Annotated in this window: 17 protein-coding genes and 1 tRNA gene; 10 read left to right on the top strand and 8 right to left on the bottom strand. The window is 40.1% G+C overall.

The features are described from left to right. Position 1 precedes the first annotated feature (1 nt). Positions 2–784: a 5'/3'-nucleotidase SurE gene (gene surE, locus J0L60_09625; GenBank protein MBN8546374.1), complete on the bottom strand. Its 783-nt coding sequence runs from the start codon at positions 782–784 to the stop codon at positions 2–4. 159 nt (positions 785–943) lie between these two features. Between surE and lexA the strand changes: the two genes are divergently transcribed. The 8 genes from lexA (at position 944) to lpxD (ending at position 7,890) form a co-directional block, all read left to right on the top strand. Beyond that, entirely contained in the window at positions 944–1,585 is a 642-nt protein-coding gene (gene lexA, locus J0L60_09620) for a transcriptional repressor LexA (protein MBN8546373.1), read from the top strand. 9 nt (positions 1,586–1,594) lie between these two features. Next, positions 1,595–1,843, top strand: coding sequence for a hypothetical protein (locus tag J0L60_09615; GenBank protein ID MBN8546372.1), 249 nt, complete (start codon positions 1,595–1,597; stop codon positions 1,841–1,843). Between the two features lie 16 nt (positions 1,844–1,859). Next, positions 1,860–2,306 carry a hypothetical protein gene (locus tag J0L60_09610; protein ID MBN8546371.1) on the top strand — a complete coding sequence of 149 codons (447 nt, stop codon included), beginning with the start codon at positions 1,860–1,862 and terminating at the stop codon, positions 2,304–2,306. A 160-nt stretch (positions 2,307–2,466) separates the two neighbouring features. Then, on the top strand, positions 2,467–3,249 hold the full coding sequence (locus tag J0L60_09605; GenBank protein MBN8546370.1) for an isoprenyl transferase: 783 nt from the start codon (positions 2,467–2,469) through the stop codon (positions 3,247–3,249). Beyond that, positions 3,249–5,759 (top strand): outer membrane protein assembly factor BamA, encoded by a 2,511-nt coding sequence (bamA, locus tag J0L60_09600; protein ID MBN8546369.1) that lies wholly within the window; start codon positions 3,249–3,251, stop codon positions 5,757–5,759. The genes J0L60_09605 and bamA overlap by 1 nt, the downstream gene beginning before the upstream one ends. Before the next feature lie 26 nt (positions 5,760–5,785). Further along, positions 5,786–6,313: an OmpH family outer membrane protein gene (locus tag J0L60_09595; GenBank protein MBN8546368.1), complete on the top strand. Its 528-nt coding sequence runs from the start codon at positions 5,786–5,788 to the stop codon at positions 6,311–6,313. 21 nt (positions 6,314–6,334) lie between these two features. Beyond that, positions 6,335–6,841, top strand: a complete 507-nt coding sequence (locus tag J0L60_09590) for an OmpH family outer membrane protein (GenBank protein MBN8546367.1) — start codon at positions 6,335–6,337, stop codon at positions 6,839–6,841. After that, entirely contained in the window at positions 6,838–7,890 is a 1,053-nt protein-coding gene (gene lpxD, locus J0L60_09585; GenBank protein MBN8546366.1) for a UDP-3-O-(3-hydroxymyristoyl)glucosamine N-acyltransferase, read from the top strand. The genes J0L60_09590 and lpxD overlap by 4 nt, the downstream gene beginning before the upstream one ends. On the opposite strand, the gene truA is transcribed toward lpxD, so the two are convergent. The 5 genes from truA to J0L60_09560 are packed head-to-tail and all read right to left on the bottom strand — an operon-like array spanning position 7,887 to position 11,325. Next, on the bottom strand, positions 7,887–8,669 hold the full coding sequence (gene truA / locus J0L60_09580; protein MBN8546365.1) for a tRNA pseudouridine(38-40) synthase TruA: 783 nt from the start codon (positions 8,667–8,669) through the stop codon (positions 7,887–7,889). The two genes, lpxD and truA, sit on opposite strands and share 4 nt — an antisense overlap. A 6-nt stretch (positions 8,670–8,675) precedes the next feature. Further along, positions 8,676–9,092: a 6-carboxytetrahydropterin synthase gene (locus J0L60_09575; protein MBN8546364.1), complete on the bottom strand. Its 417-nt coding sequence runs from the start codon at positions 9,090–9,092 to the stop codon at positions 8,676–8,678. A 4-nt stretch (positions 9,093–9,096) separates the two neighbouring features. Continuing rightward, positions 9,097–9,735: a 7-carboxy-7-deazaguanine synthase QueE gene (gene queE / locus J0L60_09570; protein MBN8546363.1), complete on the bottom strand. Its 639-nt coding sequence runs from the start codon at positions 9,733–9,735 to the stop codon at positions 9,097–9,099. 31 nt (positions 9,736–9,766) lie between these two features. Next, positions 9,767–10,906 (bottom strand): histidine kinase, encoded by a 1,140-nt coding sequence (locus tag J0L60_09565; GenBank protein MBN8546362.1) that lies wholly within the window; start codon positions 10,904–10,906, stop codon positions 9,767–9,769. Next, entirely contained in the window at positions 10,903–11,325 is a 423-nt protein-coding gene (locus J0L60_09560) for a hypothetical protein (protein ID MBN8546361.1), read from the bottom strand. The genes J0L60_09565 and J0L60_09560 overlap by 4 nt, the downstream gene beginning before the upstream one ends. A gap of 252 nt (positions 11,326–11,577) precedes the next feature. On the opposite strand from J0L60_09560, the gene J0L60_09555 reads away from it, so the two are divergent. Then, positions 11,578–11,651, top strand: a tRNA-His gene (locus J0L60_09555). A gap of 49 nt (positions 11,652–11,700) precedes the next feature. On the opposite strand, the gene J0L60_09550 is transcribed toward J0L60_09555, so the two are convergent. Together J0L60_09550 and J0L60_09545 are read right to left on the bottom strand one after the other, a co-directional pair. Further along, positions 11,701–13,473 carry a T9SS type A sorting domain-containing protein gene (locus J0L60_09550; protein MBN8546360.1) on the bottom strand — a complete coding sequence of 591 codons (1,773 nt, stop codon included), beginning with the start codon at positions 13,471–13,473 and terminating at the stop codon, positions 11,701–11,703. A 197-nt stretch (positions 13,474–13,670) separates the two neighbouring features. Then, a complete protein-coding gene (locus tag J0L60_09545) occupies positions 13,671–14,318 on the bottom strand; it encodes a hemolysin III family protein (GenBank protein ID MBN8546359.1) in 648 nt (215 codons plus the stop codon). A gap of 109 nt (positions 14,319–14,427) precedes the next feature. Between J0L60_09545 and J0L60_09540 the strand changes: the two genes are divergently transcribed. Next, positions 14,428–15,981 carry a histidine--tRNA ligase gene (locus J0L60_09540; protein ID MBN8546358.1) on the top strand — a complete coding sequence of 518 codons (1,554 nt, stop codon included), beginning with the start codon at positions 14,428–14,430 and terminating at the stop codon, positions 15,979–15,981. Positions 15,982–15,993 lie beyond the last annotated feature (12 nt).

Genomic DNA, 15,993 nt, shown 5'->3' with positions numbered 1-15,993 from the left:
TCTAACTTCCATTGGTTCCATTCAAATCTTCAAAGTTCCAGGTTTTTATTTTGGCGATCTCCTGATGGTCTGTTGAATCGAGTTGGATCGGGGTAATCGAGATGTAACCATTTTCGATTGCATTCTGGTCGATGGAAAGATCAGTACCGTCAAGATTGATAAAATCGCCCTTGAGCTGGTGATACTCTCTTCCAATAATATCGTGTACTGTGTCATAAGTATCAGCAAATCTGGATATTCCCTGTCTTGTGATAAGGGTACCTTTAATCTCTGATTTTGGAAGATTCGGGAAATTTACATTCAGCAGTTTCCCTTTTTCGAAGCCGTGTTCGAGAGCTTTAACCGTGATTATTGCAGCCGCTTCGGCTGCCCAGTCGATATTTTCCGAAGTTCTGCCATTTATCGAAAAAGCAATTCCGGGGATATCCATCATTGATGCCTCTCTGGCAGCAGACACGGTACCCGAGTAAACGATATTAGTAGCGGTGTTTGAACCATGGTTGATTCCGGAGACCACGACATCAGGAATGAAGTTAAGAACTTTTGTAATACCGATTTTTACACAGTCAGCCGGTGTTCCGTTAATAGCATATCCAAAAAATCTGCCTTCCACGAAATGTTTTACTACTTTCAGTGGTCTCTTCATGGTGATTGAGTGCCCGGCAGCACTTTGTTCGAAAATGGGAGCAACAATGAACACTTCACCAAATTTCTCGAGCTCCCTTCCCAAGGCAATTATTCCGTAGGAATCTATGCCGTCGTCATTTGAAATTAATATCTTCAATTTTTGCCTAAAATATAATAAATCAATCAAAAATATAAGAAGCATGCCCTTAACTGGCAATGTAAAACATTTTTCTTAAAAAAAATTGCAGAAAGTACTTGACAAGTGTACATCTGTACACTATATTTGTGGTGTACAATTGATTACTTTAGGTGAACAGTGAAAAACGACCTTACAGACAGACAAAAAGAGATACTGGTATTTGTATCTCAGTATATCGGGAACAATGGATATGCTCCCTCAGTAAGAGAGATAGCATCACATTTTGGTTTTAACTCCCCAAGTGGAGCAAAAAAGCATTTGGATACTCTCTACAAAAAAGGATATCTGAATATGAGCAGCAATGTAAGCAGGGGAATTTCCTTGAGAACAGATTCCGGATTTGACCGGGAGACAGAGTCGCGAATCGATTCAGCAATTAATGTTCCGGTAGTTGGAAGAGTTGCAGCCGGATTGCCAATTCTGGCGGAGGAAAATCTTGAGGGAAGCATCGTAATCGATTCGGTCTTCGTGAGAACTACTGATGACTGCTATGCTCTTAAGGTGAAAGGGGACAGCATGATAAATGCCGGGATCTACGAAGGCGATATTGTCGTAGTCTCACCAAAGAAACCGGTACACAATTACGATATCGTTGTTGCGATGGTTGACGGTGATGCAACGGTGAAAAGATACCTGAAAAAAGATGGCAAGACTACTCTTGTTCCGGAGAATGATGCATTCCCCGTTATCGAGATAAAGCCAACAAGTGATTTTTCAATAGCCGGTAAAGTTGTCGGTGTTTTAAGGTGGTATAACTGAGGAATTAAAATGAAAACAGATATATTGAACAAAGCAATCAAAAACAGAAACAAAATCAGATTTTACTATTCAATGCAACAACTGGTAATTGATCCGTACATCATTTCTTGTGACAAAGAAGGTAAAAAGACGATATATGGAAAAATAAGTGATACAGATACGATTCAAAAATTTGAGTTTCGCAAAATCTATAATATCAAGGTACTTGAACAGGAGAAATTCGCTCCCAGAGTAGTTAATACATCCCGCTTTCAATAGGAACCCGGAGGAAATTATGCAATCGTTAAATAAAAGAGACCTGACAGACAAGCTGTATTTTAAGTTGAGATCAAGTGGATACTCGACTCTCGGCAGGCGATACGGTACATATATACCGGATCCGCCCGACATCGGTGAGTTTCAGATTGATATTCTGGCAAAGCAAAAGAAGGAATTCGCCATAGGAATTGTGATCGATGATTTGTCCGGGATGGATATGGAGTTTATCAGAAAAAAGATTAAGTTTCTTGCTGAACGGAAATCGACATACAGCGGGAATCCGGTTAAACTTTTCATAGCCCTCGCGAGAAAGAACTTTTTCCTGATAAAACATCTGGTCGAAACTGATCTGGCTTCTATTTCCGAAAACATAGAACTCGTACTCTGTGAGCCGGAGTCCGAAATACTGTTCAACGAAGCTCTTGCTCAGTCAAAAACTCTGCTCCCCAGGTTCATTAATTAGCTAAAAGAGACAATTTCTAAAAATCTCCCTTCTTTTTGACTTTTTTAGCAAAAAAATTATTCAGATGTTTGCTAATTGTTAAAGTAATTTGTTTTTCCGTCGAAAAATATTTAAAATTCCTTTCTTTGAATTTTTATTTTTGTAACTAACCGGTCCACAGTTGGGCAAAGCAAATATCAGTACATCTCAAACAGAATCTAAAACACTGAATACTCATAGCGAAGTACCCCGTCACATAGCCATCATCATGGATGGAAATGGTCGTTGGGCGAAGAGTAACAATCTCCCCCGGATTGCCGGTCACAGAGAGGGAGTCGAGTCGGTCAGGGAAATCGTCAAGGCAAGTGCCAAAGCCGGTGTCAAGTATCTGACCCTCTATACTTTTTCAACAGAGAACTGGAAACGCCCGAAAACAGAGGTAACAACTCTCATGAGGTTGCTTGTGAAAGTTCTCAGAAGAGAAATACATGAGTTGCATAACAACGATGTGAAACTGATGGCGATTGGGGATATTTGTTCTCTTCCGACGGAAGTCCAACATGAACTTTCCGATGCCATCGAAAAAACAAAAAACAACAAAACACTCACCCTGGTACTCGCTCTCAGTTACAGCGGCAGGTGGGAAATAATCGATGCTGTCAAAGGGATCGTGAAAGATCTGAATGATGGCAAAATAAGCGAGAATGAGATAAAAATTGAAACATTCTCAAAATACTTAAATACAAAAAACATTCCTGACCCTGATCTCCTCATCCGCACCAGCGGCGAAATGCGAATAAGCAATTTCCTTCTGTGGCAACTCGCGTATTCGGAAATATATATAACCCCTGTATTTTGGCCCCAATTCCGAACCAAGGAACTCATGGATGCAATCGAGGATTATAAAAAACGCGAAAGAAGATTCGGAAAAGTCAGCGAACAATTACAAAAGCAAAGGCAATAATGATGAGATTCCACTTTTCGGGATTGAAGTTTTCATTTTTCTTATTTTTACTATTTTTTTGTGTCCCTTCTGTATATTCCCAGATAAATACGACATACTATAAAGTTCTCTCTGTTTCGGTAGAGGGGAATGTCACTGCAGATGCAAACACCATAGTGGAATATTCAGGACTGAAAAAAATCAAGGATACCGGCAGGGAAATTCAAATTCCCGGAGATGAGACCATCAGTGCCGTAAAAAACCTGTGGGATTTGAGAATATTTTCTGATATACAGATAATTATTGAAAAGTATTTTGAAAATGGTGTTTTTCTGAAGATCAAGGTTTCAGAATATCCCCGTTTTGAACAAATGGTATTGCAAGGAAACTCCGAACTCAGCAAATCAGAGCTTGAAGAAATGATTTCTCTTGTACGGGGTCAAATTCTTAAACCTCAGGAATTGATCAGGATCAAAAATAAAATTATTGATGCCTATACCAAAGAAGGTTATTTAAACACCAAAGTCGATGTCATTTATTACGATTTCCTTTCTGTCGATTCCACAAGTAACAAAATGTCAGTTACATGGCGGAATCAAAAGGATTTCTCTGACGAAATAACAACCACATACGACGATCTGCAGGGAGTGAACCGTAACCTCTCTGACAAGATTAAAGTTCGCAAACTGGTTAAGTTTAAGATAGAAGAAAACAGCCGTCTGAGCGTAAGGACTATTAGATTTACTGGGAACAGTTTTTACTCTGAAGATGATCTGAAAAGCGAACTTGAGGAATTGTCCGAGAAAAAATGGTGGAAATTCTGGAGTTCTGCGAGATATGAACCTGAAAAAGTAAAGAAAGATAAAGAGACCCTTCTTAAATTCCTGAATCAAAACGGATTCCGCGACGCTGAAATTCTGTCAGATTCGCTCGTATATACCGAAGACAAGAAAATGGTTGATGTTTATTTCAACATTCTTGAAGGTTCAAGATATAAAATAAGAAATATCGTGTGGGAAGGGAACACAGTCTACAATTCCGAAGTATTAAACGAGAGATTAGGATTTAAAACGGGTGACATCTACGATCTGATTACTTTCAATCAGAATTTGAGGGGAAACGAAAAGCAGAATGATGTCGCTTCACTCTACCTCGACAATGGTTATTTGACTTTTACAGTTAATGCTGCCGAGAAGAAAGTTGCCAAGGATTCGATTGATATTTACATATCCGTGAATGAGAATAATCAGTTTAAGATCGGTAAAGTCTCAATCAAGGGAAATGACAAGACTAAAGAAAAAGTTATCAGAAGAGAATTATACACGGTTCCGAGTGACTTTTTCAATAAAGCTGCCATGATCAGAAGTCTGCAACAGCTCGCAAACCTTCAGTATTTTAATGTTGAAAAATTATACAAAGAAGGTGTTGACTATAATTTAGAGAACGACAGCACAGTAAATGTCGCTTTCATAGTTGAAGAAAAATCGAGCGATTACTTAAATGCATCAATCGGTTACAGCGGATCATTTGGATTTTCAGGTGCAATCGGTGTGACACTGAATAACTTCTCGATTGCTGAACCGTTCCAGCTTGGTGCGGGACAGATATTAAGTTTCAACTGGCAGTTTGGTGTTGGTAATCTATACAGAACATTTTCATTCGGTTTTACAGAGCCATGGTTCATGAATACACCTACGCTTGTAGGTTTTGATCTTTTCTCTACGAGACAAAGCTATATTTATGATCTGTTCCAAGCGGGCGGATCGGTCAAAGTTGGCCGTCGTCTCAAGTGGCCCGATGATTATTTTTACATTCAGGGATTTTTCAGATACCAGAACAATAATGTATTGAATGGTGGTGGATTCTACAGAGAAGGTGAATCGGAGCAGTTTACTCTTGGTTTCACTTTGAACAGAAAAGATGTGGATAATCCTATTTTCCCTTCAAAGGGATCATCACTCACCTGGTCGTCTGAAATCAGTGGCGGGCCTTTTTTACCGGGTTCGGTGGATTACTTTAAAATGACACTCACAACAGAGTGGTACAAGAGATTGTTCAATTCCAACAGATTTGCCCTTTATCTCAGCAGTGATATGGGTTATATAGAGGAATTAAAAAAGAACACAACCATACAACCATTCGAACTGTTTTACATGGGCGGTGCCGGTCTCGTTATCGCAACCACTTCACTCAGGGGTTATGACGACAGAACGGTGGGTCCGAGACAGACAAACGGTGATGTAATCGGTGGACGAATGTTCTTCAAATATATTGCAGAATTGCGTTTTGCAGTATCACTTGATCCGATGCCGTTATATGTGCTCGCATTCGCTGAAGCAGGAAATGTGTTCGAGAATATTACAACTGCGGATCCGTTTAAGTTACGCAGAAGTGCCGGTTTCGGCGCAAGGATACTTATCAATCCTGTAGGCTTGCTCGGTTTTGATCTAGGCTACGGTTTTGACAGACGGGAAGTTGATGGTACTGATCCAAAATGGCAGTTCCACTTCCAGTTTGGTAAAGGTTTTTAATTAAATTATACAAAAAGGAAATAGAAGTGAAAAAACTAATTGTTCTATCGCTGTTTTTAATTCTGGGTGCATCCGTTTATGCACAGAATACAACACTTAAAGTGGCAATCGTCGACGCAGACCTTATTCTGCAGCAATTACCTGAAGCAATAAAAGCCAATGGCGACCTTAAGGCGCTTGAAAGCAAATTTAAAGCTGAACTTGATTCAATCGGACAGGCATTCGGAAAAGAAGTGGAAGCTTTTCAAAAAGAATTCCAGAACAAACCAAATGATCCAAAAGCAAAAGAAAAACAGATTCAACTCGCTAACAAGCAGAAAAGTATCGAAGATCTTCAGGCTAAAAGAAGAGAAGACCTGCTTGTAAAACAGGATGAACTTTTGAAACCAATCTACGAAAAACTGTATGACAATATTGCAATTACCGCCAAAGAAGAGGGAATGCATTATGTACTGAACAAAAAATCAGGTCAGGATCCTATCGTATTATACGCGGATGTTCAGTTTGATCTTACCTATAAAGTTTTGGACAAGATTAGAAAATCAGGTAAATAAAACCACGAAGAGCAAACAGAGATGAAACTTAAGTTTATCATCCTTGTAATTGCATTTGCAACCACCGGACTTTTTGCCCAACTCAAGATCGGTTATGTTGATTCTGATGCAATTATGAAAAATCTTCCGGATGCTGAAGATGCGAAGCGTCAACTTGATGCTTTGATCGTCGAATGGCAGAACGAGATTTCGAAGTTCGAGTCAGACATCAGACTAAAGAAAGAGGATTTTGAGAAGAGGAAACTCATTCTCACTGATCAAATGAAGTCTGATATTGAAGCCGAGATTAAACAACTTGAAAAAGACCTCGAAGCCTACCGAACCAAAAAATTTGGAAATGGTGGTGAACTGTTTTTGAAACAGGAAGAAGTAATGAGACCTGTTCAAAACAAGGTTTTTAATGCAATTCAACAGGTTGCCAAGGATGATGATCTCGATTTCATATTCGACAGGAGCGGTGCTGTAATGTTGCTCTTTGCCAAAGATAAATATGATGTTACCTCCAAAGTTTTGGACAAGTTAAAATAATGTCAGTAAGCTTAAAAGAAATTGCCCTTTTTGTTGGAGCCGAAATTATCGGTGACGATGAAATTACAATTGAGACACTTCTAAATATTGAAAAAGCAGAGCCGGGAAGTTTAACTTTTCTCGGCTCTTCTGCTTATGAAAAGTATTATCACACTACAAAAGCATCTGCAATTCTGGTTAAGAAAGACTTTAACAGGGACAGAAGTGATGTAACCTTCCTCATTGTTGATGAACCTCATAAAGCATTTCTTCTTACCTTACAGAAGTTTTTCACCAAACAACCGGATCTGAACGGTATCGACCCATCAGCTTCTGTTGATCCCTCATCCACTGTTGGTCAGGGTGCAGCAATTGGCAAAAATGTTGTAATTGGCAAAAACTGCACAATTGGCAACAATGTTATCATTTATCACAATACTGTTATTTTGGAGAGTTGTACTGTTGGTGACGGAACCCTCATTTATCCAAATGTAACGATCAGAGAAAACACAAAAATCGGCAAAAAGGTCATCATCCACGGTGGTGCATCAATTGGTGCCGATGGATTTGGATTTATCAAGGGCCCTGATGGCAATTACATTAAGATTCCACAGATCGGGAATGTGATAATTGAAGATTTTGTTGAGATAGGTGCCAATACCTGTATTGACAGAGCTGCTTTAGGAAGCACTATCATAAAAGCCCACTCAAAAGTGGATAATCTTGTTCAGATTGGGCATAATGTGGAAATTGGAGAGAATACTGCAATTTCTGCACTCTCGGGTGTTTCCGGAAGCACAAAAGTAGGGAAGGATGTAATTCTTGCCGGTCAGGTGGGTCTTGTCGACCACATCGAAATCGGAGACGGGATTATTATTGGAGCCCAGTCAGGAGTCTCACGAAACCTGACTGAAAAAGGTATTTATTTGGGAAGTCCTGTCAAGAAGATTAATCAGTACAAGAGAATAGAAGTCCACATTCGTAACCTTGAAAGCTTGAACGAAACTGTTAGACAACTCAAAGCTGAAATAGAAGAACTCAAAAAGAAACAGGACGAAGAAAAGGTCTAAACCTTAAACAACGGTTTTATATCCGAAAGGATATCCTTGTCGTCATACTGAACATTCTCGAGAAACAGTCCACTTGGTGGTGCAGTGAATTTCGCCGGATAGTCATTTGTCTCATTCAATAGTATTTTCATATCTTCCGGTTTTATATTTCCTCTGCCAACTTCCACCAGCACACCAACTATTCTTCTAACCATCTTCCACAAAAAATGAGAAGCTGTTATTCTGAAAAGAATCATCGAACCCGTATCCACCAGTTCTGTGGAATAGACCATTACCTTGCTCGATTTCGCGTCACCACCGGCTTTCATATCTCCGAAGGAAGCAAAATCATGGAGCCCGTTCAACTCTTTGGCTGCGGCCCGCATTGCTTTTGAATCGAGTTGATCTTTAACCCACCAGACATAGTTCTTTCCAAACGCCGTTCTTCTGGTAGAGATGTGATAGATGTAGGTTCTTCGCTTTGCGTTGTGTCTTGCATGAAAGCGCTCATTTGCCTGTTCTATCTTCAGGATATTGATATCGTGAGGACACAAATCGTTAATTTTTAATTTGAGGACATCCGGGGGGATGGCAACAGGAGTCACAAGGGAAGCAATCTGAGCCGCAGCGTGTACACCGGCATCGGTTCTCCCAGCTCCTTGAAGATCGATGTTATCAGTCCCAAAAATTTGTTTCAGGATTTGGAGAAGTGTACCTTGTACAGTCTTTGCGTTTTTTTGAGCCTGCCAGCCACTGTAGCGGGTTCCTTCGTACTCAAGGGTGATTTTATATGTCGGCATCTGAGTTTAACCTGTAATCCTTGTATCGCGGGCATAAGCGTCCTGAGTTTCATAAACTGTTGCTGTGATTGCACGAATATTTTTTGGAAGGGTACTCGAGGCGATTCGGTCGAGAAGATATTTTGTAATATTTTCTACTGATGAATGGAAGTCGACATCAACCCTCTTCGTCGGAAAAGAGCTGAGAAGATTGTTCAAATCAGCATCGAGAGATGATACCATGAATGAATGATCGAGTTCTTCGATTATCGGGTTAACAATTTTCTTCAGGTCATAGAAATCGATAACAAGCCCGTTTTCATCGAGATCACCTTCCACTTCGAGAAACATCCTGTAGGAATGACCGTGAAGATTCACGCATTTACCCTGATGAAAGGGGAGACGGTGACCCATTTCCCAATGAAAACTTTTTGATACTTTCATTATTCTAAACTCCTTTTTTCTTTGGATCCCAAATAAACTTGTGCATTTGTAATTGAAATCTCACTTTTAGAGAATCTTCAATTATCCAGTTTACAAGCTCCACGGGTTTTAAACTTTCAAATACGACGGAGAATAATATTTCGCATTTATTTTGCAGGTCGTATTCCTTAATAATCTCTTTTGACCATTCATAATCCTCCCGGCTGCCGATTACAAACTTCAATTCATCTATCGGTTTAATGTACTGAAGATTTTCATAACGGTTTTTCTTCATCATTTTACTTGACGGACACTTTAAATCCATTATTACATGTACTCTAGGGTCGATATTATCGATCGGGAGGCTTCCACCTGTCTCAATAAGGACTTTATACCCCATATCGCAAAGAGTAGTCATAAGCGGCAGTACTTCTTTCTGAATTAAAGGCTCCCCACCGGTTATCTCAACCATGTCGCAATTATACTTTTTCACTTCAGCAAGGATATCTTCGAGGCTCATATCCTTTCCTTCATAAAAAGCGTACTCAGTATCGCAGTAGGTGCATCTCAGGTTGCAATATGTGAGTCGCACAAAAACACATGGAAGTCCGGCATGAGTGCTCTCACCCTGGACAGAAAAATATATTTCATTGATTTTAAGCATGGTGTCCTGTTTAATCAGTAATTTTCTTGGGTTATTTATTCGTACCGAACATTTTCATTAAAAAATTTGGGATTCTTTTAGCCCAGGCGCTTTCATTGTGCTCTGCTTCGGGATCAAAAACAGTAATAAAATCCTCTCCCTGTTTGTAACCAAGTTCTTCAAGGGTGGCAATCATTTCATCGATTCCCGGTTGAAGTTTAGCTTCGAGTCCCTTTCCACCGTTATCGATGTATAATTTGAAATTTCTTTTTGGACTTGAAGTGTTTTTTACAATCGAGACATAATCGTAAATATCTATTTTAAGAGCAGGGGAGAAACTTCCTGCTTTTGAAAAGACATCATTATGCTCCCAGAGAAGCATGAACGAGATAAGTCCACCCATCGACGAACCGGCCGTGCTGGTAAACTCTCTTCCCGGTTTTGTTCTGTACTTGGAATCGATCAAAGGTTTTACCTTATTGACAACAAAATTCATGTATTCTTCACCGAGTTTTGAATGGGAATATTCAGGTCGTCTGTTTTTGCTGTTGTAAATACCAACAATGATCATCTTTTCGACTTTGCCTTGTTTTGCAAGTGAGTCGATTGCTTCATCTATTTGCCAGTCAACTCCAAAGCCTACAGTTGAAGGATCGAAGATGTTCTGTCCATCGTGCATGTAAAGAACAGGATAGCGGTCCGATGACTTTTCATAACCTTCAGGCAGAAGAATGATGATATCTCTCGGAAGGATGTTTCCCTCACCAAGTCCTCTGATGTATTCCACTTTTCCGGTAATTTGTCCTTTGAAGGCAGTGGTACCGGCAGCTTTGCTCCAGCAGCAAATTTTAAATTCAAGGACAGTATCGCGAACTGCGTTTACTATTGTGTTTCCGGGAATGGTTCCATCGGGATTGGCGGCTTCCTGGCTCCAGCTTCCTTTGGTAAACTTGAACTCCAATTGATCAGGTGCCGGGATGGTGAACGAGTATACCCAGTTGCCGGTTGGTTCTTTGAAAAATTTTGTAGCGCCGGGATTCCAGTTACCGATTTCCGGCCGGTTTCCAGCGATATAGACTGATTCGCTGTTCTCAACTCCTTCTGCCTTCACGATCATTTTTATATTAATTTGAGCGAAATTTAGTGAGAAGAGAATAACTGTAAACAATAGAGTAATTTTTAAGCGGTTCATTTTTGGTCCCATGATATGGATTGAGTCTTATCAGATGCGAAAATGATCTTGGTCGCGCTTCTTCTCACAACAAGAGAATCATTGATTTTAGAAATGGAATAATGATCGGTGATATTTACAATCGTCTCATCTCCGAAATCCAGATTCCTTTCAACAAACAACTTTACCGTTGCCTGTGAGGAAAAATAGAGCTCCTGAGTTGGTGAGAATAAAATTACGATGCTGTCCTGGGCTTTTATTCTGTCACCTGGTGAAATAAGATCGAGTGAATCTCTTTTACCCGACTGGTACAATTTGACATCTGAAGAATCAATCACTACTCCATAGTCCATATCGGGAAATACAAGTCGTGGTGATTCGCAGGAAACAAAACAAAAGAAGAGTAACAGGGCGAAGAAGCCAAATGCGAAATTTTTCATTTTCAAGCTTTAAATATACGGAGATAAAAATAAGCATTAAAATTAATGATATGTGACGATTGTACAGTTGCAAAATGATGAGAGGAATTTAGGTGATCAGGGCGAATCAGTTGAGACTTGATTTATAGATTGCGGTGTAAATCTGCTTTTTGATAAGGGGTTTGAACGAAAAAAGTTTGAAAGAATTTAGATTAGGCAGATAGAATTTTTTGAAATAAACGATAAAATTGGTATATTTGCAGACTAAATTCTGCCGTTGTAGCTCAGTTGGTTAGAGCGTCTGACTGTGGCTCAGAAGGCCATAGGTTCGAATCCTATCAACGGTACAAAAAAAGGCTGCCATAAAGGCAGCCTTTTTAGTTTTAAATAATTGAATTATTTCATCAGTATCATTTTCTTCGTGGAAGTGAATTTACTCCCATCCACTCCGTTTGCTTCCAGTGTGTAGAAATATACACCGCTGTTCAAACCTGCTGCATTAACGGAAATATTGTAGCTTCCTGCGGCATGGTTGTCGGAGAGGATAGTCATTACTTCCTGTCCGAGAGGGTTGAATATCTTCAAAGATACTTTTGAATCCACCTTCAATGCGAATTTTATTGAGGTTGAAGGGTTGAAAGGATTCGGATAATTCTGGCTTAAGTTGTACTCATTAGGTGTAGAAAGATCAACTTCAACAACTTTTGAGAAGGAACTTGTTCCGTCCAGATCGATCTGATTCAGTCTGTAGTAAACCTTTCCGGTGGCGTTGTCATTATCAATAAATGAATAATTGTGAGCTCTGGTTGAAGTTCCGTTACCGTTTACGAATCCGATTTTTTCCCAGTTTCCGATAGTCTTTTTCTCAACTGAAAATCCGCGGTTGTTGGTTTCAGTGGCTGTTGACCAGTTAAGGACGACTTTATTTGCATAAACATCTGCAGAGAACGAAGTCAATTCAACAGGAACGAGATGGAAAGCATCCCAGTAGACTTTATTTCCTGTACCGGTCTCAGCTTCAAATGCTACACCTGAGCTGTTGTAGAACGGAAGTTCGACGATGATTGGTTTGCAGTTGTTTGCTGAGAAGAAAGCAGGCACTTGATTGATCTGTTCAAAAGGCTGGAACGAAGAACCTGTCTGAAGCGCAGATCCGAATTGTATTTTATCAGTTACTGAAGTCGAAGGTCCAACCTGAGCACTGTCAGCATGATAAACAAAACTGAATCCGTTTCCGGCAGGAAATTTCGCTTTTAGATCAAATCCATACTGATTAACAGTTTCATCAGGATTAACCCTGAATTCTGTGCCGTAGGTGAAGCCTCCGTCTGTGCTCTGTCGCGCCCAAAGTTGTGAACTTCCATCAACCTTTGTATAAACAAACCAGGCAACGCCATTTCCAGCTACTGTTTTATATTCATATTTCGGAAGGGTACTGGTTGCTATATCCTGAAAAGTTGCTGAAGCCAATACGCCCGGGGCTGTTTCACGGTACCTTACAACTCTTATGACCGATGTTGCAGTATCGGCGAGGATGGGTCCCATATAATTAAGAAACAGAGTATCACCACTTACAGATTTGGAGAGGAATGGTAATGCCGCAGCTGAGGATATACTTCCTCTGTTGATCCAACTGTAACCATAATCGAGCGAGGCATATCTTACCAGGTTGTTTGATGGGAGTGAATCCAAAACGACATACATTGAATTGGTTGATGTTATCTCCACATCAAAAGATCTGTAACCACCAGCAACCATAACGGGATTTAAAATTGAACCGTTAATATTCCAACTGTAAACGCTGAAACCTTCCTGGAAGAAGCAGTAAACAGAATCCAAAGAACTTTTAATAAGTTTGAGTTTTTCAAATTTTGTTCTGCTGTTTACTCCGCTGAGAGTAGTCCATGTAACCCCGGCATCAGTCGATTTTCTGACGACAAGACCCAAGTTTGTGGTTGAAAGAGTATCATTGATAGCAATATATATATCACCGTTGGATGTTTGAATTCCTGACATCATTCCGATCGGTTTATAGTTGAGCACTACATTGTCAGGAACCCAGTCACCCTGATTGCCCGCGGAGAAGACCGGTTTCTCGATACGCAAATCCTGGGATGATGCGATCAGTGAAAGACAAATGAAGAAGAAGAGAGAGTACATTTTGCGCATGCTAACCTCTTGTGAGATTGATTAATGAAATATTTCTATTAAAGTGTGGAAAATACGATTAAGATTTGGAAAAAACAAGGTTAAGGATAAAGATAATACTGAAATTGCATAAAAATTTTATGAGATCTTAGTCTTATCTTGTTTTTCTCACAGGCCGTTAACTTACAAGCGCGCGATTAATGTTGACTTCCGGATTTTCAAACAAATTTGAGTAAAAGATAAAAGTGGGAGAATGCCCCCAACAAGATGAAGATGTGAAATATTTCGTGAAATCCCATTATCCCCGGAAACGGGTCAGGTCTCTTAAATGCATAGATAAGAGCACCAACAGTATAAAATACTGCTTCAAGAATCAGCCAAAACATTCCACCTTCCGGCATTGCATTGTAAAGCGGATAGATGACTAAAAGAACGAGCCACCCCATTGCAAGATAGATTCCTGTATACAGTTTTCGCGGCGCATGCAACCAAAATACCTTGATGAAAAAACCCGCAAGGGCTATCGTCCAAACCACTCCCAGTGTTACATACCCGAGAGTACCTCCGAGGGTAATCAAACAAACGGGAGTGTAAGAACCTGCAATTGAAACAAAGATCATGATGTGGTCTATTTTCCTGAGTATCACGAGTTTTCGATCCGAGGCCGGAATCCAGTGATAGAGTGTACTCGCCAGAAAAAGAAAAAACTGCGATGCACAGAAAATTGAAAATGCAACAATGTGCGTCCCTGTTACGGCAGGATGCTCGCGATTCAAAAGCACAAATAGTGCTACTGGCGCAAGAACTACACCCAGGAAATGAGTAAATCCATTTACCGGTTCGCGCAGTTTGCTGAAGAGTTCCAAAATCTGTCTCGTAATATTTATGAATGATTCTTCAAAAATACAAAATGGATCAACATGATAACTTTTTCGTAAATTTAAATTTATAATTTTTAGAAAACCCGGATAGAAAATGAATGGAATGATTCCACGAAAAATTAAAGGTTTCAGAGATATTGAGCCGAAATTAAATGAATTACGAAAGAATGTGGTCGAAAAAGCCGGAAAGGTTTACGAACTTTACGGATTTCGTCATTGGGACACTCCGATACTTGAATATGCTGAGAACCTTGGTAAATATCTTCCCGACAAGGAAACAGTGGCTGAAGGTGTCTATTCATTCAGAAACCCTGAGACTGAGCCTGTTTATAAAGATGACGGGAGCGAGTTACGGGATGAGTCCGATTTTGTGGTAATGGATAATCACCATATCGCAATGCGGTATGATCTTACTGCCCCTTTGGCGAGAATGTATGCTGAGGAATTGTTCCTTCAATCGATAAAAAGTCAGTTGACGACCAAAAACGCCCCTTTGTTCAAGAGATATCAATACGGTCCCGTTTACAGATTTGAAGCCAAGCTTGATCCGGGCAGATTCAGGGAATTCTGGCAACTCGATTTTGATACTGTTGGTACCGCTGATGTAGCAACGGATGCTGAATCGTGCATGATCCTTTCAGATGCTTTGGAAGCAATAGGGCTGGCGAGAAATTCTTATCTGGTTAAGGTGAACAACAGAAAGATATTATCCGGATTCCTCGAGTCTCTCGGTATCGAAGGCGAAGCAAACGAGGCTAATGTATTAAGAATTATCGATAAAATAGATAAAGTCGGTGTGCAGGGAATTGTAGCTGAACTCGGAGAGGGAAGAAAAGATTCCTCAGGTGCTTTCATACCGGGCCTTGGCATTGATAAAACAATTGTAAAAGGAATAGCAGGTTATTTCGAAAGATTTACGGAAGACAGTAAAAGAGAAGACATTCTTACAGAGCTAGAGGGACTGGGTGGATCAAATGAAAAATTTGCAGAAGGTTTGGCAGAATTAAAAAAGATCGACATGCTACTTTCATCCGCCGGTTTTGACGAGAACAGAGTTTTATTTTCTCCATCAATTGTTCGCGGATTGGGATATTACACAGGACCCGTTTACGAAGTAGAGTCGCTGCTTACATTTGAAGACTCAAAAGGAAATACAAGAAAAGTGGGTTCCATATGCGGTGGTGGCAGATACGATGGTTTGGTTGAAAGACTGCTCGGTATCAAAGTGCCGGCTGCAGGTGCATCCATAGGAGTTGACAGGCTCTGTGAATTGCTGGTGTTATCGGGTAATTCGGATGTTAAATCGAAATCGTCTGTTCTGGTCACTGTCTTTGATGATGAACTCATGGGTGAATATCAGAAAATAGCAACTGAGCTCAGAAATGCAGGAATCAGCACAGAAGTTTACTATGGTGCACAACGGGGATTGAAAAAACAGCTCGGTTATGCTGATAAAATGGATTCACCTGTATGTCTTCTTCTTGGCAGTGACGAGTATGCTAAAGGTGTCGTAACAGTCAGGGATCTCGCTCTTGGGAAAGAAATGTCGGACTCAATTACGAACAAGGAAGAGTGGAAACAAAAAGTCCAAAAAGAAGTGTTGCGTGAAGATCTTGTTGCCGCAGTAAAACAAATGTTAAACAGGTAACGGAAAAGTACG

This window comes from Ignavibacteria bacterium (genome assembly GCA_017302895.1).
Taxonomy (GTDB): Bacteria; Bacteroidota; Ignavibacteria; order Ignavibacteriales; family Ignavibacteriaceae; genus UTCHB3.
The sequence above is the reverse complement of the archived record's forward strand: the minus strand, read 5'-3'. Positions and strand labels throughout refer to the sequence as shown.

Excerpts from the sequence above, each read along its gene's own strand:
- J0L60_09575 (MBN8546364.1), bottom strand. The coding sequence starts at position 9,092 with ATGAAAGTATCAAAAAGTTTTCATTGGGAAATGGGTCACCGTCTCCCC.
- J0L60_09550 (MBN8546360.1), bottom strand. The coding sequence starts at position 13,473 with ATGCGCAAAATGTACTCTCTCTTCTTCTTCATTTGTCTTTCACTGATC.
- J0L60_09590 (MBN8546367.1), top strand. The coding sequence starts at position 6,335 with ATGAAACTTAAGTTTATCATCCTTGTAATTGCATTTGCAACCACCGGA.
- J0L60_09610 (MBN8546371.1), top strand. The coding sequence starts at position 1,860 with ATGCAATCGTTAAATAAAAGAGACCTGACAGACAAGCTGTATTTTAAG.
- J0L60_09540 (MBN8546358.1), top strand. The coding sequence starts at position 14,428 with ATGAATGGAATGATTCCACGAAAAATTAAAGGTTTCAGAGATATTGAG.
- J0L60_09565 (MBN8546362.1), bottom strand. The coding sequence starts at position 10,906 with ATGAACCGCTTAAAAATTACTCTATTGTTTACAGTTATTCTCTTCTCA.
- bamA (MBN8546369.1), top strand. The coding sequence starts at position 3,249 with ATGATGAGATTCCACTTTTCGGGATTGAAGTTTTCATTTTTCTTATTT.
- queE (MBN8546363.1), bottom strand. The coding sequence starts at position 9,735 with ATGCTTAAAATCAATGAAATATATTTTTCTGTCCAGGGTGAGAGCACT.
- J0L60_09560 (MBN8546361.1), bottom strand. The coding sequence starts at position 11,325 with ATGAAAAATTTCGCATTTGGCTTCTTCGCCCTGTTACTCTTCTTTTGT.
- J0L60_09615 (MBN8546372.1), top strand. The coding sequence starts at position 1,595 with ATGAAAACAGATATATTGAACAAAGCAATCAAAAACAGAAACAAAATC.
- truA (MBN8546365.1), bottom strand. The coding sequence starts at position 8,669 with ATGCCGACATATAAAATCACCCTTGAGTACGAAGGAACCCGCTACAGT.